20 protein-coding genes are annotated in these 22,912 nt (G+C 73.8%); 2 read left to right on the forward strand and 18 right to left on the reverse strand.

The window, feature by feature from the left end; genetic code table 11:
• Positions 1–22: 22 nt before the first annotated feature.
• The 6 genes from ACZ1IK_RS05980 to dapA all read right to left on the reverse strand — a co-directional run bounded on the left by ACZ1IK_RS05980 (position 23) and on the right by dapA (position 8,366).
• Entirely contained in the window at positions 23–1,306 is a 1,284-nt protein-coding gene (locus ACZ1IK_RS05980; protein WP_465098388.1) for a hypothetical protein, read from the reverse strand.
• Between the two features lie 80 nt (positions 1,307–1,386).
• Entirely contained in the window at positions 1,387–1,908 is a 522-nt protein-coding gene (locus tag ACZ1IK_RS05985; RefSeq protein ID WP_185194679.1) for a CinA family protein, read from the reverse strand.
• Between the two features lie 10 nt (positions 1,909–1,918).
• Positions 1,919–2,533: a CDP-alcohol phosphatidyltransferase family protein gene (locus ACZ1IK_RS05990; protein ID WP_044658592.1), complete on the reverse strand. Its 615-nt coding sequence runs from the start codon at positions 2,531–2,533 to the stop codon at positions 1,919–1,921.
• A complete protein-coding gene (locus ACZ1IK_RS05995; RefSeq protein WP_465098389.1) occupies positions 2,530–5,694 on the reverse strand; it encodes an FtsK/SpoIIIE family DNA translocase in 3,165 nt (1,054 codons plus the stop codon). Before ACZ1IK_RS05995 ends, ACZ1IK_RS05990 begins: the two co-directional genes overlap by 4 nt.
• Before the next feature lie 54 nt (positions 5,695–5,748).
• Positions 5,749–7,434: a ribonuclease J gene (locus ACZ1IK_RS06000; protein ID WP_036315017.1), complete on the reverse strand. Its 1,686-nt coding sequence runs from the start codon at positions 7,432–7,434 to the stop codon at positions 5,749–5,751.
• A gap of 14 nt (positions 7,435–7,448) precedes the next feature.
• The gene (gene dapA / locus ACZ1IK_RS06005) at positions 7,449–8,366 is read right to left on the reverse strand and encodes a 4-hydroxy-tetrahydrodipicolinate synthase (RefSeq protein ID WP_036384223.1); all 918 of its coding nucleotides are present in this window, start codon (positions 8,364–8,366) and stop codon (positions 7,449–7,451) included.
• 41 nt (positions 8,367–8,407) lie between these two features.
• Here dapA and ACZ1IK_RS06010 point away from each other — a divergent pair, with 41 nt between their 5' ends.
• Positions 8,408–9,679 carry a heparan-alpha-glucosaminide N-acetyltransferase domain-containing protein gene (locus ACZ1IK_RS06010; protein ID WP_129866880.1) on the forward strand — a complete coding sequence of 424 codons (1,272 nt, stop codon included), beginning with the start codon at positions 8,408–8,410 and terminating at the stop codon, positions 9,677–9,679.
• A gap of 17 nt (positions 9,680–9,696) precedes the next feature.
• Here the strand turns inward: ACZ1IK_RS06010 and ACZ1IK_RS06015 are convergent, their stop codons facing one another.
• From ACZ1IK_RS06015 to rpsO, 5 genes are all read right to left on the reverse strand, one after another.
• Positions 9,697–10,215 carry a hypothetical protein gene (locus tag ACZ1IK_RS06015; protein WP_206496343.1) on the reverse strand — a complete coding sequence of 173 codons (519 nt, stop codon included), beginning with the start codon at positions 10,213–10,215 and terminating at the stop codon, positions 9,697–9,699.
• Positions 10,208–10,999, reverse strand: a complete 792-nt coding sequence (gene dapB, locus ACZ1IK_RS06020; RefSeq protein ID WP_129866881.1) for a 4-hydroxy-tetrahydrodipicolinate reductase — start codon at positions 10,997–10,999, stop codon at positions 10,208–10,210. Before dapB ends, ACZ1IK_RS06015 begins: the two co-directional genes overlap by 8 nt.
• A gap of 43 nt (positions 11,000–11,042) precedes the next feature.
• Complete coding sequence (locus tag ACZ1IK_RS06025; protein WP_376699721.1) at positions 11,043–12,371, reverse strand: M16 family metallopeptidase; 1,329 nt, start codon at positions 12,369–12,371, stop codon at positions 11,043–11,045.
• 93 nt (positions 12,372–12,464) lie between these two features.
• Entirely contained in the window at positions 12,465–14,726 is a 2,262-nt protein-coding gene (locus ACZ1IK_RS06030) for a polyribonucleotide nucleotidyltransferase (protein WP_129866883.1), read from the reverse strand.
• Between the two features lie 296 nt (positions 14,727–15,022).
• Entirely contained in the window at positions 15,023–15,292 is a 270-nt protein-coding gene (gene rpsO, locus ACZ1IK_RS06035; RefSeq protein WP_017488396.1) for a 30S ribosomal protein S15, read from the reverse strand.
• Between the two features lie 131 nt (positions 15,293–15,423).
• On the opposite strand from rpsO, the gene ACZ1IK_RS06040 reads away from it, so the two are divergent.
• On the forward strand, positions 15,424–16,428 hold the full coding sequence (locus ACZ1IK_RS06040) for a CPBP family intramembrane glutamic endopeptidase (RefSeq protein WP_044658601.1): 1,005 nt from the start codon (positions 15,424–15,426) through the stop codon (positions 16,426–16,428).
• On the opposite strand, the gene ACZ1IK_RS06045 is transcribed toward ACZ1IK_RS06040, so the two are convergent.
• The 7 genes from ACZ1IK_RS06045 to infB all read right to left on the reverse strand — a co-directional run.
• Positions 16,406–17,248 carry a class I SAM-dependent methyltransferase gene (locus ACZ1IK_RS06045; protein WP_036314991.1) on the reverse strand — a complete coding sequence of 281 codons (843 nt, stop codon included), beginning with the start codon at positions 17,246–17,248 and terminating at the stop codon, positions 16,406–16,408. The genes ACZ1IK_RS06040 and ACZ1IK_RS06045 overlap by 23 nt on opposite strands.
• Entirely contained in the window at positions 17,245–18,222 is a 978-nt protein-coding gene (locus tag ACZ1IK_RS06050; RefSeq protein WP_036314988.1) for a bifunctional riboflavin kinase/FAD synthetase, read from the reverse strand. Before ACZ1IK_RS06050 ends, ACZ1IK_RS06045 begins: the two co-directional genes overlap by 4 nt.
• Positions 18,222–18,653, reverse strand: coding sequence for a hypothetical protein (locus ACZ1IK_RS06055; RefSeq protein WP_036314984.1), 432 nt, complete (start codon positions 18,651–18,653; stop codon positions 18,222–18,224). Before ACZ1IK_RS06055 ends, ACZ1IK_RS06050 begins: the two co-directional genes overlap by 1 nt.
• A gap of 11 nt (positions 18,654–18,664) precedes the next feature.
• A complete protein-coding gene (locus ACZ1IK_RS06060) occupies positions 18,665–19,033 on the reverse strand; it encodes a hypothetical protein (protein WP_002855305.1) in 369 nt (122 codons plus the stop codon).
• Positions 19,030–19,995, reverse strand: a complete 966-nt coding sequence (gene truB / locus ACZ1IK_RS06065; protein ID WP_129867285.1) for a tRNA pseudouridine(55) synthase TruB — start codon at positions 19,993–19,995, stop codon at positions 19,030–19,032. The genes ACZ1IK_RS06060 and truB overlap by 4 nt, the downstream gene beginning before the upstream one ends.
• 13 nt (positions 19,996–20,008) lie before the next feature.
• Positions 20,009–20,461 (reverse strand): 30S ribosome-binding factor RbfA, encoded by a 453-nt coding sequence (rbfA, locus tag ACZ1IK_RS06070; protein WP_073116937.1) that lies wholly within the window; start codon positions 20,459–20,461, stop codon positions 20,009–20,011.
• 80 nt (positions 20,462–20,541) lie between these two features.
• Positions 20,542–22,912 (reverse strand): translation initiation factor IF-2 (gene infB / locus ACZ1IK_RS06075; protein WP_465098390.1); only part of this gene is annotated, 2,371 nt, incomplete at its 5' end.

Here is a 22,912-nt window from a genome sequence, read left to right on the forward strand (position 1 = left end):
TCAACGTCGGGCGGGGTCGCGTTCATTCCCGAGGCACGGCCTCCCCCTCCCTCGGGCGTTCCGCGGCCCCGTCGCCCCCGTGCCGCTCCGAGCGCCGATGCCGTTCCCGCAGGGAGTACGTGGCGTTCCGGATGCGCTCGGAGTCGTCCAGGCTCGATCCGACGGCCCCGGCCATCGTGCCCATCGACGCCGCCAGCCACACGAGCCGGACGTAGTCGCCCACACCGCTGGGCTGCTCGAGCTCCTCCCCCAGATACTCCACGGGGATGATCATGAGCGCGACCAGCAGCAGCGTGACGAAGAGCAGGACGTAGACCACGGTGCAGGCCAGACCGACGGTGAGCACGGTGGAGAGGTTGTCCAGCCGCGAGCTGTGCCGGTGGGCCGCACCGTGCGTCCACAGGCCGTTCGTGGTGACCAGCCACGCCACCAGCAGCACCACGGACAGCACGCTGACCGCCGCGAGCCGCACCGGGGACATCACGCTGGAGAGCACCCAGATGGAGCCGAAGAACACGCCGTAGGCACCGGCCGCGCTGGCCGAGGCGATCGTGAACGTCATGTCCCGCGGCATGAGCAGCGGCCGGTTGGCCATCACCATCCCGGCCAGCAGACGCAGCGTGCCCGCCCAGCCCTTCACGTACACCGTGGACGTGCGCCGGGACCCGCCGCCCATCCGGGTGGCCGTGGTCACGTCCGCGTCGACGTCGACCAGCGGGGCGATGCCCCGCAGCGCGTCAGTGTCGGGCTCGGGGGGCTCGTCCGCCGGGGACGGGCCGCCGTCCTCCTCCACCTCGCCGGACTCGTCGGAGGACTGCACGTCCAGCTCCCCGTCCGGCGGGTCCACGTGGGGGGCGGTGTCGATGTGCTCGACGATCCGCAGCACCGTCTCCCGCAGCCGACGGGCCGGGGTGATGACCCCCAGCGCCGGGACGCACACGACGCCGACCCGCAGCTGCGGCACGACGTCCGCCACCACGCCGCGCCGGTCGTCGAACCGGGGCAGGTCGACGACGGCGACCACCGTGTCCCATCCCTGCCCGTCCGCGAGTGAGCGGACCGGCTCCTCCAGGACCATGCCCCCGGTCGCACCGACCGGCAGCGACTCCTGCCGGGTCTCGACCCGCCAGCCGCCGGGCTGCGGCAGGCGTTCGTCGAGCCGGTCCTCGACGTCCCCGGCGATGCGGCGCACGAGGGCCCACGGGGTGCCCGGGTCGGCCACGAGGCCGATGACGCGGGGGCCCGGGGCGTCGTCGCCGTCCTGCGGTGCATGCTCGGGCGGGGTGGGAGGCGATGCGGTCTCCATCGCGCCGAACCTACGCGCCGGGTTGGGCCGGCACCAGGGACGGGGCGCCGAGTCGGGTCGGTCGGCGCCCCCGTGCAGCCTCAGTGGCCGGGGCCGGCGAGCAGGTGCGTCAGGGCCTGCAGCGCCGCGGCGACGGTGGCCTCCCGGATCGCGGCCCGGTCGCCGTCGAGCCGGAGGAGGATCGCGGTGGCCGCGCCGTCGCGCTCGCCGCCGAGCACGTCCAGCGCGCTCGCGTCCGCGTCGGGCACGGCCAGGCCGAGCCACACGGTGCCCACCGGCCGGCCCTGGTGGGGCTCGGGCCCGGCGACGCCCGTGGTGGCCACGCCGACGTCGGCGCCCAGGGCCGCCCGGGCGCCGAGGGCCATCCGTCGGGCCACGTCCGCGTCCACCGCCCCGACCCGCGTGAGCAGGTCCTCGGGCACACCCAGCAGGCCGGTCTTCACGGCGTTCTGGTAGGCCACCACGCCACCGTGCAGCACGGCCGACGCCCCGGGGACGTCGGCCAGGCGCGCGGCCAGCAGGCCGGCGGTGAGGGACTCCCCCGTCGCCACCGTGCGGCCCGCGTGCGCGAGCGCGTGCACCACGTCCTGGGCGCCTGCCATGGTCATCGCCTCAGGCCCCCCGCTGGGCGGCGAGGGCGTCCCGCCGCAGGACCCACGCGTCCTTGACGTACTCCAGGCCGGTCAGCACCGTCAGCACGGTGGCGGCCCCGATGACCACCCAGCCGGCCCACGGCCACCAGCCGCCCACGACCGGGGCCAAGGGCAGGAGCAGCAGGCCGATGCCCACGGTCTGCAGCACGGTCTTGAGCTTGCCGCCGCGGCCGGCCGGCATCACGCCGTAGCGGATCACCACGAAGCGCATCAGGGTGATGCCCCATTCGCGCACCAGGATCACGATGGTCACCCACCACCACAGCTCCCCCAGCAGGGAGAACAGCACGAGGGCCGTGCCCGTGAGCAGCTTGTCCGCGATGGGGTCCGCGATCTTGCCGAAGTCGGTGATCAACCCGCGGGCGCGGGCGATGTCCCCGTCGAGCTTGTCGGTGTACATGGCCGCCGCGAACAGCGCCAGCGCGAGCCACCGGGCGACGAGCGAGTCGCCGCCCCACGGCCCGCCGACCCACAGCGCCCAGGCGAAGAAGGGCACCATCAGGATGCGCACCGAGGTCAGGATGTTCGGCAGGTTCCAGGCGGACACGCGCTGCGCCCCGCCAGCCGCGCTCATCTGCCCGTCAGCTGCCACGCGTCCTCCGATCCCTCATCATCGTCCTCGTCGTTCCAGTCCACGGCGGCCGGGCGCGAGTCCAGGTCCTCCTGCACCAGGTCGCGCGGAGCGGCCGACGCCGAGGCGTCGCCGTCGCCGGTTCCGGCCGAGGCGTCGCCGTCGCCGGAGGTGGCCGAGGGCGGGGTGTCTCCGGAGATGGTGGCGAGCACGTCCGCGAGGTCGTCGGGCTTGACCAGCACGTCGCGGGCCTTGGAGCCCTCGGAGGGGCCCACGACGCCGCGGGACTCCATGAGGTCCATGAGGCGGCCGGCCTTCGCGAAGCCCACCCGCAGCTTACGCTGCAGCATGGACGTGGAGCCGAACTGCGTGGTGACCACGAGTTCGACGGCCTGCAGGAGCAGGTCCAGGTCGTCGCCGATGTCCTCGTCGATGACCTTCTCGGTCTTCTCGGGGATCACGTCCGCGCGGTACTGGACCTGCATCTGCGACTTCACGTGCTCCACGACGGCGTGGATCTCGGACTCGTTGACCCACGCCCCCTGCACGCGCATGGGCTTGGACTTGCCCATCGGCAGGAACAGGGCGTCGCCCTGGCCGAGCAGCTTCTCCGCGCCGGGCTGGTCCAGGACCACGCGGGAGTCCGTGACCGACGACGTCGCGAACGCCATGCGGGAGGGCACGTTGGCCTTGATCAGGCCCGTGACCACGTCCACGGACGGCCGCTGCGTGGCGAGAACAAGGTGGATGCCGGCCGCACGGGCCAGCTGGGTGATGCGCACGATCGCGTCCTCGACGTCGCGCGGGGCGACCATCATCAGGTCCGCGAGCTCATCCACGATGACCAACAGGTACGGGTATGGGCGCAGCACGCGCTTGGAGTCCGGCGGCAGCTTCACCTGGCCGGCCCGGACGGCCTTGTTGAAGTCGTCCACGTGCTTGTAGCCGAACGCCGCGAGGTCGTCGTAGCGGGTGTCCATCTCCTTGACGACCCACTGCAGCGCCTCGGCCGCCTTCTTCGGGCTCGTGATGATCGGGGTGACCAGGTGGGGCACTCCCTCGTACGCGGTGAGCTCGACGCGCTTGGGGTCCACCATCACCATGCGCACCTCGTCCGGGGTGGAGCGCATGAGGATCGAGGTGATCATCGAGTTCACGAACGAGGACTTGCCGGCGCCGGTGGCGCCCGCCACGAGCATGTGGGGCATCTTCGCCAGGTTGGCCACCACGTAGCCGCCCTCCACGTCCTTGCCGACGCCCATCACCATCGGGTGGTCGGTGCGCTGGGCGGCCTGCGAGCGCAGGACGTCGCCGAGGGCCACGACCTCCTTGTCCGTGTTGGGGATCTCGATGCCGATCGCGCGCTTGCCCGGGATGGGGCTGAGGATCCGGACGTCCGAGGAGGCCACCGCGTACGCGATGTTCTTCTCCAGCGCCGTCACCTTCTCCACCTTGGTGCCGGGGGCGACCTCGACCTCGTAGCGCGTCACCGTCGGCCCGCGGGAGAACCCGGTGACCTGGGCGTCCACCTTGAACTCGGTGAACGTGGTGGTCAGGGCGGCGACGACCCGGTCGTTGGCCTCGGAGCGCTCCTTCGGCTGGGGGCCGGCAGGGAGCAGGGCCGACTGCGGCAGCGTGTAGGACACGTCCCCGCCCAGCGGGGACTGGGTGCCGCGGGCCGGCTCGGCGGTCACCGGCGGCACCGGCGCGGGGGTGCTGGCGGGCACGGCGGAGGACGACGCGGCGGTCCCGGAGCCCTGACCTGGGGCGTCGTCCAGGGCGAACGGGGTGTCCTCCCCCGCGTCCTCCTCCAGGGATGCGGCGGCCGGGGCGGCGGCCTCGCGCTGGGCGCGGGCGTGTTCGCGCACCTGCTCGAGGGCACGGTCCGCGGCCGTGGGCCGGCGCACTCCGGCGGGTGGCTGCGGCTCGGCGTCCGCGTCCTCGGGCGCGTCGTCCTCGTCCACCCACGGGTCGAAGTCGTCCGAGGCGTCCCGGCCCGCGTCCCGCGCGTCTGCGGCGGCCTGCTCGGCGTCGAACACGCCCTGCTCCCCGCGAGCGGCCCGCCGCGGGGCGGGTCGGGGCAGGACCTGGGTGGTCTCGGCCTCGGGGGCGGCGTGGGAGCCGGCCTCGGCCTCGTGGATCACCGGGGAGTCGTAGGCGGTGCCGGCGGTGTGCTCCGGGGCGGCGTCGGCGGCCTGCTCCTCGCGTGCCCGGCGCCCGCCGAACAGGCGCGCGAGCAGGCCGGGGCGGGAGGCCCCGGCGGCGTGGGCGCCGGCGGCCGGTCCGTCCAGGTAGGACTGGTCGTGGTCCGGGTGGGTGCGCCCGGTCTCCGCGTCCACGGAGAGCGGGGTGGCGAGGTCCTCGGCCTCGCGGCGCACCTCACGGGCCCGGCGCCGCTCGTCGCGGCGGGCGGCCCGCCGCTCGGAGGCGCCCTCGGGGTCCTGGCCCGTGAGCCAGTCGTAGCCGCCCGCGAGCCGCTGCGGGATCGAGCCGACGGGCGTCGCGGTGAGCACGAGCACCGAGAAGAAGGCCAACAGGATCATGAGGACCCAGACGGGCACGGGTGTCAGCAGGGAGGCCAGCGGCGCCGTCGCCAGGTAGCCGACCATGCCCCCGGCGCCGAGCATGTCCTCGAAGGCCTCGGCGGCCGAGGGCACACCGCCCACGAGGTGGGCGATGCCGGAGCCGGCGACGGTCGCCATGAGCAGGCCGATGATGATGCGCCCGTTGGCGCGATGGTCCGTGGCGTGGCGGAAGCAGCGCACGGCCACGACGAGCAGGGCGATCGGCACCAGGAGGGCGAACCACCCGACGGTGCCGCCCACCACCCCGTGCACCACGCGGCCGACGGCGGTGCCGCGCAGGCCCCACCACTCCACGGCCGCGATCAGCGCGGCGAGCAGCAGCAGGAGCAGGCCGGTGCCGTCACGGCGTTCCTCGCGGTCGATGCGCACGTCCGGGCCGAGCTTGCGGAAGCCGGCACCGACCGGCGTGGCCAGCCCCATCCACAGGGTATGCAGGGCGCGCAGGGGCGCGGCGGGCAGGTCGGCCTCGGGGACGGTCGCGGTCGACCCCTTCCGTCCGAAGCCTCGGCGTCCGGCGGAGCCGGAGCGGGACGTGGCGGAGGAGGAGGACGAACGCGTGGGGGAAGTACGGGTCGCCATGCCCACCAAACTACCGCGAACCGCGGACACGGCAGGCATGGCGACCCGGAGGGGTCAGGCCTCCAGGACCACCGGGATGATCATCGGGCGGCGGCGCAGCTTGCGGTTGACCCACGTGCCGACGGTCCGGCGGACCACCTGCTGGAGCTGGTGGGCGGTGTGGTCCTTGCTGGACTGCACGGCCTCCTCGAGCGCCCGGACGATCTTCGGCTTGATCTCCTCGAACACCTTCTCGTCCTCGGCGACGCCGCGGGCGTGGACGTCCGGGCCGGACACGATCGCGCCGGTCTGCCGGTTGACCACGGTGATGATCGAGATGAAGCCCTCCTCGCCCAGGACACGGCGATCCTTGAGGTCCGAGTCGGAGATCTCGCCCACGGAGGAGCCGTCCACGTACACGTAGCCGCACTCCACCTCGCCGACGACCTTCACGAGGCCGTCGGTCATGTCCACCACGGTGCCGTTGCCGGCGAGGATGACGTTCTCGGCCGGCACGCCGGTCTTCTCCGCGATCCGGCCGTTGGCGATCAGGTGGCGGGTCTCGCCGTGCACCGGCATCACGAACTCGGGCTCGACGATGTTGTAGCAGTACAGCAGCTCGCCCTCGGAGGCGTGGCCGGAGACGTGCACCTTGGCCATGCCCTTGTGCACCACGGTCGCGCCGAGCTTCATGAGCCCGTTGATCACGCGGAACACGGAGTTCTCGTTGCCCGGGATCAGCGAGGAGGCCAGCACGACGAGGTCGCCCTCCGCCAGCTGCACCTGGTGGTCCCCGTTGGCCATGCGGGACAGGGCCGCCATCGGCTCGCCCTGGGAGCCGGTGACCATGAGCACGATCTCGTCGTCGCGGTACTTGTCCACCTTGCGGATGTCCACGAGGATCCCGTTCGGCACGTTGAGGTAGCCGAGCTTCGCCGCGATGGTCATGTTGCGGATCATGGAGCGCCCGCCGAAGGCCACCTTGCGACCGTGCTTGTGGGCGGCGTCGAGGACCTGCTGGACGCGGTGCACGTGGGAGGAGAACGAGGCCACCACGATGCGGCGCTTCGCCGTGGCGAAGTAGCGCTCGAGGGTGGGGCCGATCTCCGCCTCCGTGGTGGTGAACCCCGGGACCTCGGCGTTCGTGGAGTCGGTCATGAACAGGTCCACGCCCTCCTCGCCGAGACGGGCGAAGGCGCGCAGGTCCGTGATGCGGCCGTCGAGCGGCAGCTGGTCCATCTTGAAGTCGCCGGTGTGCAGGATGGTGCCGGCGTCCGTGTGGATGGCGACGGCGAGCGCGTCCGGGATCGAATGGTTCACGGCCACGAACTCGCACTCGAACGGGCCGAACTCGACGATGTCGTCTTCCTTGACCACGCGGGTGCGCGGCTTGATCCGGTGCTCCTCGAGCTTGGCCTCGATCAGGGCGAGGGTCAGCTTGGAGCCGATCACGGGGATGTCGTCGCGCAGGCGCAGCAGGTACGGCACGGCACCGATGTGGTCCTCGTGGCCGTGGGTCAGGACGATGCCGACGACGTCGTCCACGCGGTCCCGGATGTAGTCGAAGTCCGGCAGGATCAGGTCGACGCCGGGCTGGTGCTCCTCGGGGAAGAGGACGCCGCAGTCGACGATGAGGATCTTGCCGTCGATCTCGAAGGTGACCATGTTGCGGCCGACCTCCTCGAGGCCGCCCAGCTGGACGATGCGGCAGGTGCCCCGCTTGAGCTTGGGCGGGGTGGACAGGCGGGTGCCTGCGGTCATGGAACGGGTCCCTTCTAGAAGGTGATGCCGGCCTCCGCGAGGTCGGCTCGGATGACGGAGAGCTCGTCCGGCGTGGCCTGGACGAGGGGCAGCCGCACGGCTGCGGACGGGATGACGCCCTGGGCGGCGAGGACGGCCTTCGCGGCCACCGCGCCCTGGACGTGGGTCATGATGCCGCGCTGGACGGGGTCCAGCGCGAAGTGGTGATCACGGGCACCGGCCAGGTCGCCGGCGTGGACGGCGTCCACGAGCTGGCGGTACAGCTCGGGGGCCGCGTGCGCGGCCACCGAGACGACCCCGACGGCGCCGAGCGCCATGAGCGGCAGGGTCGCGCCGTCGTCGCCGGAGTAGAGGTCGAGGTCTGTGTGCGCCAGGACGGTGGTGGTGGACTGCAGGTCCCCCTTCGCGTCCTTGAGCGCACGGATGTTGGGGTGCTGCGCGAGCGCGATGATCGTCTCGGGCTCGATCGGCATCACGGAGCGGCCCGGGATGTCGTAGAGCATGATCGGCAGGTCCACGCCGTCGGCCACGGCCTCGAAGTGCGCGCGGATGCCGGCCTGGTTGGGCTTGTTGTAGTACGGGGTGACGAGCAGCAGCCCGTCCACGCCCGTCTCGGCCGCGCGGCGGGACAGCTCGAGGGTGTGCGCCGTGTCGTTGGTGCCGGTGCCGGCCACGACCCTGGCGCGGTCCCCCACGGCCTCGACGACGGTGCGGAACATCGCCACGTTCTCGTCGTCCGTGAGCGTGGAGGTCTCGCCGGTGGTGCCGGTGACCACGAGGCCGTCGGCCCCGCGGTCCACCAGGTGCTCGGCCAGCGCGGCGGCCGCCTCGAGGTCCACGGCGCCCTCGTCCGTCATGGGGGTGACCATGGCGGGCACGACCGTGCCGAAGAGCAGCTCGGAGGGGATGACGGCGGAACGGACGGCACTCATGGGCCCCACCCTACCTGCGAGACTGGGGGCCCGCGCCGTCCGTGGCCCCTCCGCGACGCGCGGCGACTCGAGAGGAGCCCGCCCTGCGTCCCGCCCCGCCCCCCGCCGCCGTCCGCCCGGACCGGCCCGCGCGTCGCCGGCTGCCCGGCGTCGACGCGGCCCGCGGAATCGCCCTGCTCGGCATGATCACCGTCCACGTCCTCGACCCGGCGACGGCGGACGGGGCGCCGCACCCGGCGTTCCTGTCCTTCGCCGGACGCGCCTCGGTGCTGTTCGTCCTGCTGGCCGGCGTCGGGCTGGCCCTGTCCACGGGGGGCGCGACGCCGGCCACGGGGGCCCGGCGCGCGACGCTGCGCCGCCGGATCGCCCGACGCGCGGGCCTGCTGTTCGTGCTCGGGCTCGCGTGCGGGACGCTCGGGGTCCCCGTGGCCGTGATCCTGTGCCACTACGCCCTGCTCTTCCTGCTCGCGCTGCCCCTGCTGGGCCTGCGTGCCCGCACCCTGGGGGTGATCGCGGGGGCGTGGCTCGTGCTCGGGCCGGTGCTGGTGTTCGCGGTGGTCGCGGCCGTGCAGGCCGTCGTGGGGCGCCAGGAGTTCTTCGTGGGCGGGCGGCTCTGGCTCTCCCCCGGCCCCGCGGACCTGCTGCGTCCCGGGCTGCTGCTGGCCGATCTGACGCTCACGGGCTACTACCCCGTCCTGTCCTGGGGCGCGTTCCTCGTGCTGGGGCTGGCCCTGGGGCGGCTGCCGCTGGACCGGCCCCGCGTGGCCGCCGGGATCCTCGGCGGCGGGGCCGCGGCGTGGGCGGCGGCCGGCGTCGTCGGTGCGGCGGTGCTGCGGGCTCCGGGCACGGTCGGGCGGGTCGCCGCGGCGATCGGCACGGACCCGGTCGAGACGGCGCTCACGCTGCGCACGGGCGAGCCGCGGCTCGCGCTGCTGATCCCGGATCCGCTGTGGCTCGCCCTGCCGACCCCGCACTCCGGGTCCGTGGTGGCCGCCGTGCTTGCGGCGGGCTGGGCCTGCGCCGTGCTGGGCGCCTGCCTGCTGGCCCGGCCGCTGGTCGGGCACGCCGCGCTGCGCCCGCTCGTGGGTGCGGGGCGCATCCCGCTCACGCTCTACGTGGGGCACCTCGTGGTGCTCGCGCTCGTGGACGCGACCGGACTCGACCCGGCCGACGGGGCACTGCTCGCCGCCCTCGTCGTGCTGAGCCTCGCGGCCGGGCTGGCCGCCGAGCTCAGCGGCCGACGGGGTCCGCTCGAAGCCGTGATGGCCCGGCTCTCCCGGGCGGGTGGGGAACGGGCCGTCGCAGGGCGTTGAGCGAGGCGTGGGCCGCGTCAGCCGGCGCGGTGCAGGCGGACGGCCTCCCGGGCCGCCTCGCGGGCGCGGCGGCGGTCGCCCGAGGCGTCGTAGGCCAGGGCGAGGCGGTAGCGGGCGCGCCAGTCGCGCGGTGCGGCCTCGGCCTCCACGCGGTACAGGTCGAACTGGGCGTCGGCGGCCTCCCGGTCGATCCGGCCGCCGGGCGAGCGCGGCAGGTCGTCCTCCGGCAGCCCGCCCTCGGCCTCGAGCTGGTCGGCCAGGCGTTCGGTCTGGCGCCCGAACCACACCTCGCGGGCCAGGACGGCCACGGTCACCAGCACCACGAGGATGACGCCCACGCCGATCGCCTTGGCCAGCGGCTGCGGGGCGCGCACCAGCGCGACGGACGCGTTGAGGGCGAACCCGGCGAACAGCAGCACGAGCAGGGACACGAAGCCGACCCACACCTTGCTCATCACGGTCGAGCGGCGGGCACGGGCGGCGGGCACGGTCGGGCCCACGGCGCCGTCGTCGGGGATGCGGGAGGGCTCAGCCAAGGTCCAGGTATCCATCCAGTCCGTAGGTCAGACCCGGGCGGGAGGCCACGGTCCGCAGGCCGAGGACGACGCCGGGCATGTAGGCGCCGCGGTCGAATGCGTCGTGCCGGACCACGAGCTGCTCACCCGGCCCGCCCAGCAGCACCTCCTGGTGCGCCTCCAGGCCACGCAGGCGCACCGCGTGCACGTGCACGCCGTGGACGACGGCGCCGCGCGCGCCGTCCGGGTCATGCTCGGTGGCGTCCGGGGAGATGGGCACGCCGGCCGCGTCCCGGGCCGCGCCGATGAGCTCGGCGGTCCGCACGGCCGTGCCCGACGGGGCGTCCACCTTGTCCGGGTGGTGCAGCTCGACGAGCTCGACGGACTCGAAGTACCGCGCCGCCTGCGCGGCGAACGCCGAGGCCAGCACCGAGCCGACCGAGAAGTTCGGGGCGATCAGCACGCCCACCCCCGGGTGCTCAGCCAGCTGCGCCCCGAGGCGCTCGCGGCGCTCGGGCACCCAGCCCGACGTGCCGACCACGGTGTGCAGCCCGTGCTCCACGGCGAAGGCCACGTTCTCAGGCGAGGCGTCCGGCACCGTGAGGTCCAGGACGTGCGTGGCGCCGGCGTCGAGCACCGCGTCCAGGCGGTCCTGCGAGCCGAGCTCGGCCACGAGCTTCAGCCCCTCGGCCGCTCGCACCGCGGGCACCGCGTGGCGGCCCATGCGGCCACGGGCGCCCAGGATCGCGACGCGCGGGACGTCGTCGGGAGCGGACACGGCGGAGGGGGTGCGGGTCTCGGTCATGGCCTCCAGCCTACGCGGCCCGCCCCGGCGGCCGTGGCCGAGGTCAGGCCGGGGCGACGACGACGCGCGCCCGGTCCCCCGCGGCCAGGCGCGCGGCCACGGCCCGGACCTGGCCGGCGTCGACCTCGCGGACCCGGGCGAGGGAGGCCGCCAGGTCCACGTACTCCCCCGTGACCAGCTCGGCCCGTCCCAGCCGGGACATGCGGGCGCCCGTGGACTCCATGCCCAGCACGGTGCCGCCGCAGATCTGCCCGTGGGCGCGCGCGAGCTCCTCCCCGGTGACGTCGGCCTCGGCCATCCGGTCCAGCTCGGCCTCCATCAGCGCGGCCACCTCGTCCACCCGGTCCGGCTGGCAGCCCGCGTACAGGCCCCAGTAGCCGGCGTCGGAGTACCCGGCGGAGAACGAGTAGGTGTTGTAGGCCAGGCCGCGGCGCTCGCGGATCTCCTGGAACAGCCGCGAGGACATGCCCCCGCCCAGGACGGACTGCATGACGCCCAGGGCGAAGCGGTCCGGGTCCGTGGTGGACAGCGAGCGGCCGCCGACGAGGACGTTGGCCTGCTCGACCGCCTTGGTGACGGTGTGCGTGCCGGTCCGCACCCGCGAGGCCGCGGCCCCGGCGGTGTCCACGGCACGGCGCGGGGCGGGCAGGGCTCCCGGGGTGAGCTCCCAGCCCGAGGCGCGCAGGGCGGCGAGGACGAGGCGGCAGACCTCGTCGTGGTCGAGGTGGCCGGCGGCGGTGACGACGAGCTCGTCCGGGCGGTACCAGTGCGTGTAGTGCCCGACCACATGGTCGCGGGTGACGGCCCGGATCGTCTCGGGCGTGCCGCCGATCGGCCGGCCGAGGGGGTGGCCGTCCAGCATGACCTCGGCGAGCTTCTCGTGGGCCACGTCCACGGGGTCGTCCGCGTCCATGGCGAGCTCCTCGAGGATCACGCCGCGCTCGGTCTTGAGCTCGTCCGGGTCGATCAGGGAGGAGGTGAGCATGTCCGTGAGGACCTCCACGGCCATCGGCAGGTCCTCGTCCAGCACGCGGGCGTGGTAGACGGTGGACTCCTTGGCCGTGCCGGCGTTGGACTCCCCGCCCACGCGGTCGAAGGCGGCCGCGATGTCCATCGCGGTGCGCGTGGGCGTGCCCTTGAAGAGCAGGTGCTCGAGGAAGTGCGTGGCGCCGTAGCCCTCGGGCGACTCGTCACGGGACCCCACGGCCACCCAGTAGCCGATGGTCACCGAGCGCTGGTCCGGCATGGCCTCGGTGAGCACGCGGACGCCGCCGGGCAGCACGGAGCGGCGCACCACGGAACCGTTGCCCTCGTCCGCCAGCACGCCGTCGAAGTCCAGGGGGATCTCACGGTGAACACTCATGACGGCCATTCTCGCCCATGCGCGACGACGGCGCCGCACCACTCGCGGGGAGGGTGCGGCGCCGTCGTGGTCACCGGGCCGGGCGTGCCCGGCCGGGGCGGATCACGCCTCGGTCTGCGAGGACTCGATCGCGTCCGCGGTCTCGGCCACGGCGTCGGACTCCGCCACCACCGGGGAGAGGGAGAGCTTGCCGCGGTCGTCGATCTTGGTGATCTCGACCTGGACCTTCTGGCCCACGCCGAGCACGTCCTCGACGTCGTCCACGCGCTTGCCCTCGTTGAGCTTGCGCAGCTCGGAGATGTGCAGCAGGCCGTCCTTGCCCGGGGTGAGCGAGACGAACCCGCCGAACGTGGTCAGCTTCACCACGGTGCCGAGGTAGCGCTCACCGACCTCGGGGACCTGCGGGTTGGCGATCGCGTTCACCGCGGAGCGCGCGGCCTCGGCCGAGGCGCCGTCAGTGGCGCCGATCAGCACGGTGCCGTCGTCCTCGATGGTGATGTCCGCGCCCGTGTCGTCCTGGATCTGGTTGATCATGGCGCCCTTGGGGCCGATGACCGCGCCGATCTTGTCCACCGGGATGCGCACGGAGATGATCCGCGGGGCGGTGGGGGCCATCTCGTCCGGGGCGTCGATGGCGGCGTTCAGCACGGACAGGATGTGCAGGCGCGCCTCGCGGGCCTGCGTCAGGGCGGCGGCCAGCACGGAGGCCGGGATGCCGTCCAGCTTGGTGTCCAGCTGGATCGCGGTGACGAACTCCGCGGTGCCGGCCACCTTGAAGTCCATGTCGCCGAACGCGTCCTCGGCGCCGAGGATGTCGGTCAGGGCCGCGTACTGGGTCTGGCCGTCCACCTCGGCGGAGACCAGGCCCATGGCGATGCCGGCCACGGGCGCACGCAGCGGCACGCCCGCGTTCAGCAGGGACAGGGTGGAGGCGCAGACGGAGCCCATCGACGTCGAGCCGTTGGAGCCGAGGGCCTCGGAGACCTGGCGGATCGCGTAGGGGAACTCCTCGCGGGCCGGCAGCACGGGCACGAGGGCGCGCTCGGCGAGGGCGCCGTGGCCGATCTCGCGGCGCTTCGGGGAGCCCACGCGGCCGGTCTCGCCGGTGGAGTACGGCGGGAAGTTGTAGTGGTGCATGTACCGCTTGGCCGTCTCCGGCGCCAACGAGTCGATCTGCTGCTCCATCTTGAGCATGTTCAGCGTGGTGACGCCCATGATCTGGGTCTCGCCGCGCTCGAAGATGGCGGAGCCGTGCACGCGGGGCAGGACCTCCACCTCCGCGGTCAGCTTGCGGATGTCCGTCAGGCCGCGGCCGTCGATGCGCACCTGGTCGGTGAGGATGCGGCGGCGCACGATCTGCTTGGTGAGGGAGCCGTAGGCCTTGGCGATCTCGCCCTTGCGCTCGGCGAAGTCCTTGCCCTCGCCGGCGAGCTCCTCGAGCACCTCGAGCAGGTAGGCGTCCGAGGCCGACTCGCGCTCCTGCTTGTCGCCGATGGAGAAGATCTCGGTCAGGCGGTCCGTGGCGAGCTTCTCGACGGCGGCGTAGGCGTCGTCCTGGTAGTCCTGGAACACGGGGACGTCCACCGGGTCCTTGCCGGCGCGCTTGACCAGGTCGGCCTGGGCCTCGCACAGGGCGCGGATGAAGGGCTTGGCGGCCTCGAGGCCCTCGGCCACGATCTCCTCGGTGGGCGCCTGCGCGCCGCGCTCCTTGACCAGGGTCCAGGAGTCCGGGGTCGCCTCGGCCTCGACCATCATGATGGCGACGTCGTCGCCCACCACACGGCCGGCCACGGCCATGTTGAACACGGCGCCCTCGAGCTGGGAGTGCTTCGGGAACGCGACCCACTGGCGCGTGCCGGAGCCGTCGTCCATGAGGGCCATGCGCACGCCGCCGATGGGACCGGAGAACGGCAGGCCGGACAGCTGCGTGGACAGGGAGGCGGCGTTGATGGCCACCGTGTCGTAGATCTCGTCCGGGGCGATCGAGGTGACGGTCACGACGACCTGGACCTCGTTGCGGATGCCCTTGACGAACGCCGGGCGCAGCGGGCGGTCGATCAGGCGGCAGGTGAGGATCGCGTCCGTGGACGGGCGGCCCTCGCGGCGGAAGAACGAGCCGGGGATGCGGCCCGCGGCGTACATGCGCTCCTCGACGTCCACGGTCAGCGGGAAGAAGTCGAAGCCCTCGCGGGGCGACTTGCCGACGGTGGTGGCGGACAGCATCGACGTCTCCTCGTCGATGTAGACCATGGCGGCGCCGGCGGCCTGCTGGGCGAGGCGCCCGGTCTCGAAGCGGACGGTGCGCTTGCCGTACGAGCCGTTGTCGATGACGGCCTCGGCGAAGGTGATCTCAGGACCCTCCATGAGGGCCTCCTTTCAGGTGGACGGCGCCGCAGGCGTCCCTGTCCCCCTGGTCTTCGATCGAGGCCCTCGGCATCCCGCCGTGCGGCGGGGTCCGGGAGCCACTGTCGAGGACCGCGAGCGATGGGCGCGGAGCCGTCGGGTGTGTCGATGATGCGGGGATGCGCGCCATGGCGCGCCGGAGTGCCGCAGGCTGCGGCGATCTCTCCCCCGGGACACACTACGTGCGTCCGGGGGCAGACGAAAGGCGGCGCCGGCGCTCGCGGGTCTCCCGCGGGCTCCGGCGCCGCCTCCTCAGGTCACTTGCGCAGGCCGAGGCGCTCGATCAGCGCGCGGTAGCGCTCGATGTCGACCTTCTGCAGGTAGCCGAGCATGCGACGACGGCGACCGACCAGGGCCATCAGGCCGCGACGGGTGTGGTGGTCGTGCTTGTGCTCCTTGAGGTGCTCGGTCAGGTCCTTGATGCGGCGGGACAGGACCGCGATCTGCACCTCGGGGGAACCGGTGTCGCCCTCGTGGGTGGCGTACTCCTTGATGATCTGCTGCTTGACAGCGGGATCCAGGGCCATGGTGGGCCTCCTTCACTTCGGTACCGCGAACACGGGCCGCGCCCCGCCGGGGCGGACGACGCGGGGCCCACCCCACCGCGGACTGCAGGGAGGCCGAGGGTCGAGTCTACCGCATCGCCTACCCTGGCCCGGTGAGCACCCCACCGGTCCCCCACTCCCCGGCCCCGTCGTCGTTCCCCCTCCGGCCGCCCGCGCCGCCCCTGGATCTGCCGCTGATCGGCCACGGCTACCCCGCGCTGCTGCGCACGCCGCGGGCCCGATGGTGGAACCCGCTCGCGTCCTTCGGCCTCGTGCTGGCCGGCCTGGTGGGCCTCCTCGTGCTCGGGGGCGTGCTGGGCGCTCTCGCCCTGATCGCCACGTCCGGGCCCGCGCTGCTCGGCGCGGCCGACCCGACGGACGTGACCGACCTCGACCTGTACTCCGCGCCCATGGTGCTGCTGAACAACCTCCTGCTCGCCGCGCTGATCGGGGTCGCGCTGCTGGCCGTGGCGCTGGGCCACCCCGTCGCCGCCCGCTTCGTCCACTCGGTCGAGGGCCGCGTGCGCTGGCGCTGGCTGGCGCGCTGCGTCGTCGTGCTGACGCCGCTGTTCCTCGCCTACGTGCTGGGCGCGTGGGCCCTCGACGGCGCCCCCACGGCCCCGCGCGCGCAGGACTGGGTCTGGCTGCTCGTCATGGCGTTCGTGCTCACCCCGTTCCAGGCCGCGGGCGAGGAGTACCTGTTCCGCGGGTGGCTGCTGCTGGCCGTCGGCACGTGGATCCGCCGGCCGGTCGTGGCCGCCGCGGTCACCGCGGTGCTCTCGGCGGCGACCTTCTCGCTCGCCCACGGCTCGCTCGACCCGTGGATCCTGCTGGACCTCGCCGCGTTCGCCGTCGCCGCCGTCCTGCTCACGTGGCGCACGGGCGGGCTCGAGGCCGCCGTCGCCCTCCACGTGGTCAACAACGTGGTGATCATCGCCGTCGGCACGCTCGTGGGCACCGTCGAGGACAGCTACGTGGGCGCGGAGACCGCCGGCTCCCCGGCGGCCACGCTGCTCTCGGTGGCGGTGGTCGCGGTGGCCACGGCGCTGCTGCTCTGGCAGGCGCGGCGGGCCGGGATCGCCCGGACGGTCCCGGTCACCGTGGGCGCCCGCCCCTGACCGGCGCCGCCCACCAGGCCACCGTCACGTAGGGCACCTGCAGGACCGCGTCCGCCGCATGGCCCAGGTGCTCGTGCAGGTACCAGTCGAGGTTGGCCGTCATCCGGGACCGGATCCGCTCGTCCGCGCGCAGCCAGTACGAGCGCGAGGCCATGAGTCCGTGCAGCCCCGCCGCGGTCATGGGCTGCGTCCACGCCCAGCGCGCGTGCTCCTCCGCCCCGAACGGGGCGGCGAACCGGCGCTGCTCCGGCCGGGCGGCGTGCACGTCCCCGGCGTGCATGATCCGGGTGAGACGGTGCACCCACGGCACCGCCGTGTCGAGCTGGTTCCACACCGCGGCCAGGCGCCCACCCGGGCGCAGCACCCGTGCGGCCTCCGCGCTCGCCGCGGCCGGGTCCATCCAGTGCCATGCCTGGGCCGCCACCACGGCGTCGGCGCTCGCCGCCGGCAGGCCCGTGGCCTCGCCCGTGCCCGGCACGGCGCGCACCCGCCCGCCCGTGCCGGCCGCGACCTCGCGTTCCAGGACGGCGCGCATCGACGCCGACGGCTCGAGGGCCGTCACCGTCCGCACCCGGTCCGCCGGGCGGGCCGCGAGCAGCCGGGTGAACAGTCCCGTCCCGGCCCCGAGCTCCACCACCTCCGCGCCGTCGGCGATGCCCGCCAGGACGCGGTCCACCACGGCGGCCGGGTAGGAGGGGCGGACGGCGTCGTAGTGCTCCCCGCCGGTCTCGAAGGGGTTGGGCCCGGCCCGACGGGCCCGGGCCGGGCGCCCCGGCAGGTTCGGCACAGCGGGGGAAGCGCCCGGCTCCGGGGCGCTCACCGGTCGGAGGGGGTCGTGGCCAGGATCGCCCGGGCCTCGTCCACGTCCTGCGTGATCTGCGCCACGAGCTTCTCGACGCCCTCGTAGGCGACCATCCCGCGCAGCCGGGCCACGAACTCGACCTCGATGTGCTGGCCGTACAGGTCGAAGTCCTCCACCCGCTCGTCATGGCGGTCGATCACGTGCGCCTCCACCACGCGGGAGACGTCCTCGAACGTGGGGTTCGAGCCGATGGAGATCGCGGCCGGCCACACGCCGCCGTGCGCGTCGTGCACCCAACCGGCGTAGACGCCGTCGGCCGGGATCATGCCCTGCACATCCGTCTCGAGGTTCGCCGTGGGGAAGCCGAGCTCGCGGCCGCGCGCGAACCCGTGCACCACCTCGCCGGCGAGCACGTGGTGCCGGCCGAGCACGGCCGCGGCCTGAGCGACGTCGCCCGCGGCCAGGGCCTCGCGCACCCACGTCGAGGAGCAACGGCGCTCCGGCTCGGCCCCGTGCTCGGCGGGGAACTCCTCGACGGCCTCGACCTCGAAGCCGTAGCGGGCCCCCAGGCGCACCATCTCCGCGACGTCGCCGGTGTTGCCCCGGCCGAAGCGCACGTCGTGCCCCACGACCACGACGGCGGCATGCAGCCCGTGCACGAGCATGCCGCGGACGAACTCCTCCGGGGACTGGTCCGCGAACTCGAGGGTGTACCGCTGCAGGAGCACCGCGTCCAGACCCGCCTCCTCCAGGAGGACGACCCGCTGCTCGGGGCTGATGATGTCCACGTGGGGCACCTCGGGCTGGTGCACGGCGCGCGGGTGCGGGGTGAAGGTCACGGCCACGGCCAGGGCGTCGCGGGCCCGCGCCAGCTCGACGACCCGGCGCAGCACCTCCCGGTGGCCGCGGTGCACGCCGTCGAAGTTGCCCAGGGTGACCACGGTGCGCGGCAGGTCCGTGGGGACCTCGTCCAGGCTGTTCCAGACCCGCATCAGAGCGCCCCCGCCTCGGCCGGGCGGGCGGGGCGGTGCGTCAGCAGCCAGATCAGGCCGACCACCGGCAGCACGAGCGGCACATAGCCGTAGCCCGCGCCGAACCGGGACCACACGGTGTCGTGGGCGAACATCCCCGGATCCAGGACGGTCCACAGGCCCACGCCCACCACGCCGGCCAGCTCCACGAGCACGGCGCCCAGCGCCACGGCCCAGGCGCGCGCGCCGGAGCGGGCGAGCGCGAACGTCGCCACGATGTACACGACCGCCGCGACCGCGGAGAGCGTGTACGCCACGGGGGCGGCGTCGAACTGCGTGAGGATCTGGAAGAGGCTGCGCGCGCTCGCGGAGAGGGCGAACACCGCGTAGACCATGACGATGATCCGGCCGAGACCCTGGTTGCGCGCGGGGGCGCCGTCGCTGGGTGCCATGTCCATCCTCCTCACCACTGCCCGAACCAGATGACCTGCATGCGATGCAGCATCACGGCGATCGTGGGCCCGACCACGGCCAGCACGAGGTTGGACCACCGGGTCTTGTCCGTGACGGCCCAGCCCACGGCGATCACCGGCACGATCAGGGCGGTGAGGATGTAGCCCCAGAACTCCCAGCCGGGGCCGTTCAGGGTGTCCCCGCCGAGCTGGCGGACGGCGGCGGCCGCCGCATAGACGAGCGTGAACAGCTCGACGGCGGCCACCGAGAGGATCGAGGCGTCCGCGGGGTGGCGGCGGATCGCCGTCATCACCACGCAGACGACGAACGAGACGGCACCGATCACCAGTCCCGTCCAGAACCAGGCGTCGAGGATCATGCGGTCCTTCCCTGTCCCGGCCCCTCGGCCGGGGCGAACACGAGCTGGGGCTTGGCGACGTCGGCGCCGCGGCGGCGCACGTCGGAGACGAGGGCGATGACGCGGCCGTCCGGCGCGCGCCCGGCGACGAGCGTCTCACCCGTGCCGGTGGGCGCCACGACCCGCCCGAAGGCGAGCTCGTGGGCCTCGTGCTCCGTCAGCTCGCGCACCGGGAAGAGCCCGGCGGCGGCCTTGGAGAGCTCGGTCATCGCGAACCGCTCCGCGAGGGCCTCGAGCGAGAGCGCGTCGGCCACGTCGAACGGGCCGACGGCGGTGCGGCGCAGCGCCGTCAGGTGACCGCCGGTCTCGAGGGCCTCGCCCAGGTCGCGGGCGAGCGCCCGGATGTAGGTCCCGGACGAGCAGCGCACGGTGACGTCGAGGTCGACCAGCCGGCCGCCGTCGAGCCGGCGCAGCTCGTGCACCGTGAACTCGTGCACGGTGACGGGGCGGGCGTCGAGGGTGACGTCCTCACCCGCTCGGACGCGGTCGTAGGCGCGCCGGCCCGCCACCTTGACGGCGGAGACGGCCGAGGGCGCCTGCAGGATCTCGCCCGTGAGGGCGGCGACCTGCTCGGCGACGCGCTCGGGCGTGACGGCGTTGGCCAGCCGGGTCTGCACGACCTCGCCCTCGGCGTCGTCCGTGACGGTCGACTGCCCGAGGCGGATCGTGGCCGTGTACGTCTTGTCCGTGCCCGTGATGGCGGTCAGCAGGCGCGTGGCCTTGTTGACGCCGACCACGAGCAGGCCCGTGGCCATGGGGTCCAGGGTGCCGGCGTGGCCCACCTTGCGGGTGCCCGCCAGCCGGCGGACCCGCCCGACGACGTCGTGCGAGGTCCACCCCTGCGGCTTGTCCACGAGGACGACCCCCGACGCCTCCGTTCCCGGCGCGTCGGGGGCCTGTCCCCCGGTGCTGCGAGCGCTCACCGTGCCGCGGGCCTCAGGCGCGCGGGGCGTCGTCGGCGTCGGCGTCCGGCTCCGCGCTGCGGTACGGGTCCGCGTCACCGGCGTACGACGCGCCCTCGCGCGCCTTCGCCAGCTCGGCGTCCCGCTCCTTGGCCGCGCGGAGGACGTCCTCCAGGTGTGCGGCCGCCTCGGGGACGGTGTCCGCCACGAACTCGAGCGTGGGCACCAGGCGGATGGTGAGCCCGCGGCCCACCTCGCGGCGCAGGATGCCGCGGTTGTCCTGGATGCCCTCGTGGGCGGCGGCCACCGTGGCCTCGTCGCCCAGGACGGTGTAGTAGACGGTGGCGTGCTGCAGGTCGTTGGTCACGCGGACCTCCGTCACGGTGACGGGCTCCACGCGGTCGTCCTTGACGCCGCGGCGCAGCGCCTCGGCCACGAGGACCTTGATGCGCTGGGCCAGGCGGCCGGCGCGTGCCGGATCGGCCATGGTGCGGTTCCTTCCGGTGGTGATGGTTCAGAGGGTGGGACGCGGAGGGCGGGGGCCCGTGCGGGCCCCCGCCCCGGCCGTCAGACGCGCGGCTTCTCCTGCATCTCGAAGGTCTCGATCACGTCGCCCTCCTTGAGGTCGTTGAAGCTGCCCAGGCCGATGCCGCACTCGTAGCCCTCGCGGACCTCCGTGGCGTCGTCCTTGAAGCGGCGCAGCGACTCGATCTTGAGGTGATCGGAGACCACCACGCCGTCGCGCACCAGGCGGGCCTGGGCGTTGCGGCGGATGAGGCCCGAGCGCACGAGCGAACCGGCGATGTTGCCCCACTTGGAGGAGCGGAACACCTCGCGGACCTCGGCCGAGCCGAGCTCGACCTCCTCGTACTCCGGCTTCAGCATGCCCTTGAGCGCGTTCTCGATGTCATCGATCGCGTCGTAGATCACGCTGTAGAAGCGCATGTCCACGCCCTCGCGGTCGGCCAGGTCGGCGACCCGCTCGGCGGGGCGCACGTTGAAGCCGATGATGATGGCGTTGTCCACGGTCGCCAGGTTCACGTCATTCTGCGTGATGGCGCCGACGCCGCGGTGGATGACGCGCAGCTGCACCTCGTCCTCGCCGACCTCGATCTTGAGCAGCGAGTCCTCGAGCGCCTCGACGGCACCGGACGCGTCGCCCTTGATGATGAGGTTGAGCGTGTCCAGCTTGCCCTCGGCCACGGCCTGGTCGAAGTCCTCCAGGGTGATGCGCTTGCGGCGCTTGGCCAGCTGGGCGTTGCGGTCCGCGGCCTCGCGCTTCTCCGCGATCTGGCGGGCGGTGCGCTCGTCGTCGGTGACGAGGAACGAGTCGCCGGCACGCGGCACCGCGGACAGGCCGAGCACCTGGACGGGACGCGACGGATCGGCCGCCTCCACGGCGTTGCCGTTCTCGTCGAACATGGCGCGCACACGGCCGTGGGCGGAGCCCACCACCATGGTGTCGCCCACGCGCAGCGTGCCGGTCTGCACCAGCACGGTGACGACGGCGCCGCGGCCCTTGTCGAGGTTGGCCTCGATGGCCACGCCGCGGGCGGCCTTGTGCGGGTTCGCCGTGAGCTCGAGGGCGGCGTCCGCGGTGAGCAGGATCGCCTCGAGCAGCTGGTCGATGTTGATGTTGTTGCGCGCGGAGACGTCCACGAACATCGTGTCGCCGCCGTACTCCTCGGGCACGAGGCCGTACTCGGTGAGCTGACCGCGGATCTTGTCCGGGGCGGCGGTGTCCTTGTCGATCTTGTTGACCGCCACCACGATCGGCACGCCGGCCGACTGGGCGTGGTTGAGCGCCTCGACGGTCTGCGGCATGACGCCGTCGTCGGCCGCCACCACCAGCACGGCGATGTCGGTGACCTTCGCACCGCGGGCACGCATGGCGGTGAACGCCTCGTGACCCGGGGTGTCGATGAAGGTGAGGCGACGCTGCTCGCCCTCGTGCTCCACGGGCACCTGGTAGGCGCCGATGTGCTGCGTGATGCCGCCGGCCTCGCCCTCGATGACGTTCGAGGAGCGGATGGCGTCCAGCAGACGCGTCTTGCCGTGGTCCACGTGGCCCATGACGGTGACGACCGCGGGGCGCGGCTCGAGGTCGGCCTCGTCCTCGTTGGCCGCCTCGGCCTCGAGGTCGATGTCGAAGGCCTCCAGCAGCTCCTTGTCCTCGTCCTCCGGGGACACGATCTGGACCTTGTAGCCCAGCTCGTCGCCGAGCAGCTGGAAGGTCTCCTCGTCGAGGGACTGGTTGGCCGAGGCCATCTCGCCGAGGGTGAAGAGCACCTTCACCAGGTCGGCGACGTCGGCGCGGATCTTCTCGGCGAAGTCGGCCAGGGACGCGCCGCGGCGCAGGCGCAGAACGGTGGTGCCGTCACCCTTGGGGACCTTGACGCCGCCGATCTCACGCGTGTGCTGCTGCTCGAACTCCTGGCGCTTCGCGCGCTTCGACTTGCGTCCCTTGCGCGGGCCGCCGCCGCGCCCGAAGGCGCCCTGGGCGTTGCCGCGACCGCCACGGCCGCCCGGGCCGCCGGGACGACCCGGGCCGCCACCGGGGCCGCCGCCCGGACGGCCACGGCCGCGGGCCGGCTGCGGGGCCGGGGTGATCTGCTTGGGCATCATGCCCGGGTTCGGACGCGGCCCACCGGGGCGGGGACCGCCGGCGCCCGCGGCCGGGCGCGGACCGCCCGGACGGGGACCGCCGGCACCGGCCGGCGGACGGGGGCCGCCCGGACGAGGCGCGCGGTCCTCACGACCGGAGCGCATGCCCTGCGAGGGGGCGAACGGGTTGTTGCCCGGACGCGGAGCACCGCCACGGCCGCCCGGGCGGGCGCCCGGGCGAGGCCCGGCGGAGCCGCCCTTGGGGCTGAACGGGTTGTTGCCGGGACGCGGGGCGCCCGGCTTGGGCGCGGAGGCACCCGGCTTGGGCGCGGCG

It is taken from the genome of Micrococcus sp. CS26, assembly GCF_055522295.1.

Bases quoted from the DNA above. Each gene is read 5' to 3' on its own strand.
- ACZ1IK_RS05980 (WP_465098388.1), bottom strand. From the start codon at position 1,306: ATGGAGACCGCATCGCCTCCCACCCCGCCCGAGCATGCACCGCAGGAC.
- ACZ1IK_RS05985 (WP_185194679.1), bottom strand. From the start codon at position 1,908: ATGGCAGGCGCCCAGGACGTGGTGCACGCGCTCGCGCACGCGGGCCGC.
- ACZ1IK_RS05990 (WP_044658592.1), bottom strand. From the start codon at position 2,533: ATGAGCGCGGCTGGCGGGGCGCAGCGCGTGTCCGCCTGGAACCTGCCG.
- ACZ1IK_RS05995 (WP_465098389.1), bottom strand. From the start codon at position 5,694: ATGGCGACCCGTACTTCCCCCACGCGTTCGTCCTCCTCCTCCGCCACG.
- ACZ1IK_RS06000 (WP_036315017.1), bottom strand. From the start codon at position 7,434: ATGACCGCAGGCACCCGCCTGTCCACCCCGCCCAAGCTCAAGCGGGGC.
- dapA (WP_036384223.1), bottom strand. From the start codon at position 8,366: ATGAGTGCCGTCCGTTCCGCCGTCATCCCCTCCGAGCTGCTCTTCGGC.
- dapB (WP_129866881.1), bottom strand. From the start codon at position 10,999: ATGACCGAGACCCGCACCCCCTCCGCCGTGTCCGCTCCCGACGACGTC.
- ACZ1IK_RS06025 (WP_376699721.1), bottom strand. From the start codon at position 12,371: ATGGCCGTCATGAGTGTTCACCGTGAGATCCCCCTGGACTTCGACGGC.
- ACZ1IK_RS06030 (WP_129866883.1), bottom strand. From the start codon at position 14,726: ATGGAGGGTCCTGAGATCACCTTCGCCGAGGCCGTCATCGACAACGGC.
- rpsO (WP_017488396.1), bottom strand. From the start codon at position 15,292: ATGGCCCTGGATCCCGCTGTCAAGCAGCAGATCATCAAGGAGTACGCC.
- ACZ1IK_RS06050 (WP_036314988.1), bottom strand. From the start codon at position 18,222: ATGCGGGTCTGGAACAGCCTGGACGAGGTCCCCACGGACCTGCCGCGC.
- ACZ1IK_RS06055 (WP_036314984.1), bottom strand. From the start codon at position 18,653: ATGGCACCCAGCGACGGCGCCCCCGCGCGCAACCAGGGTCTCGGCCGG.
- ACZ1IK_RS06060 (WP_002855305.1), bottom strand. From the start codon at position 19,033: ATGATCCTCGACGCCTGGTTCTGGACGGGACTGGTGATCGGTGCCGTC.
- rbfA (WP_073116937.1), bottom strand. From the start codon at position 20,461: ATGGCCGATCCGGCACGCGCCGGCCGCCTGGCCCAGCGCATCAAGGTC.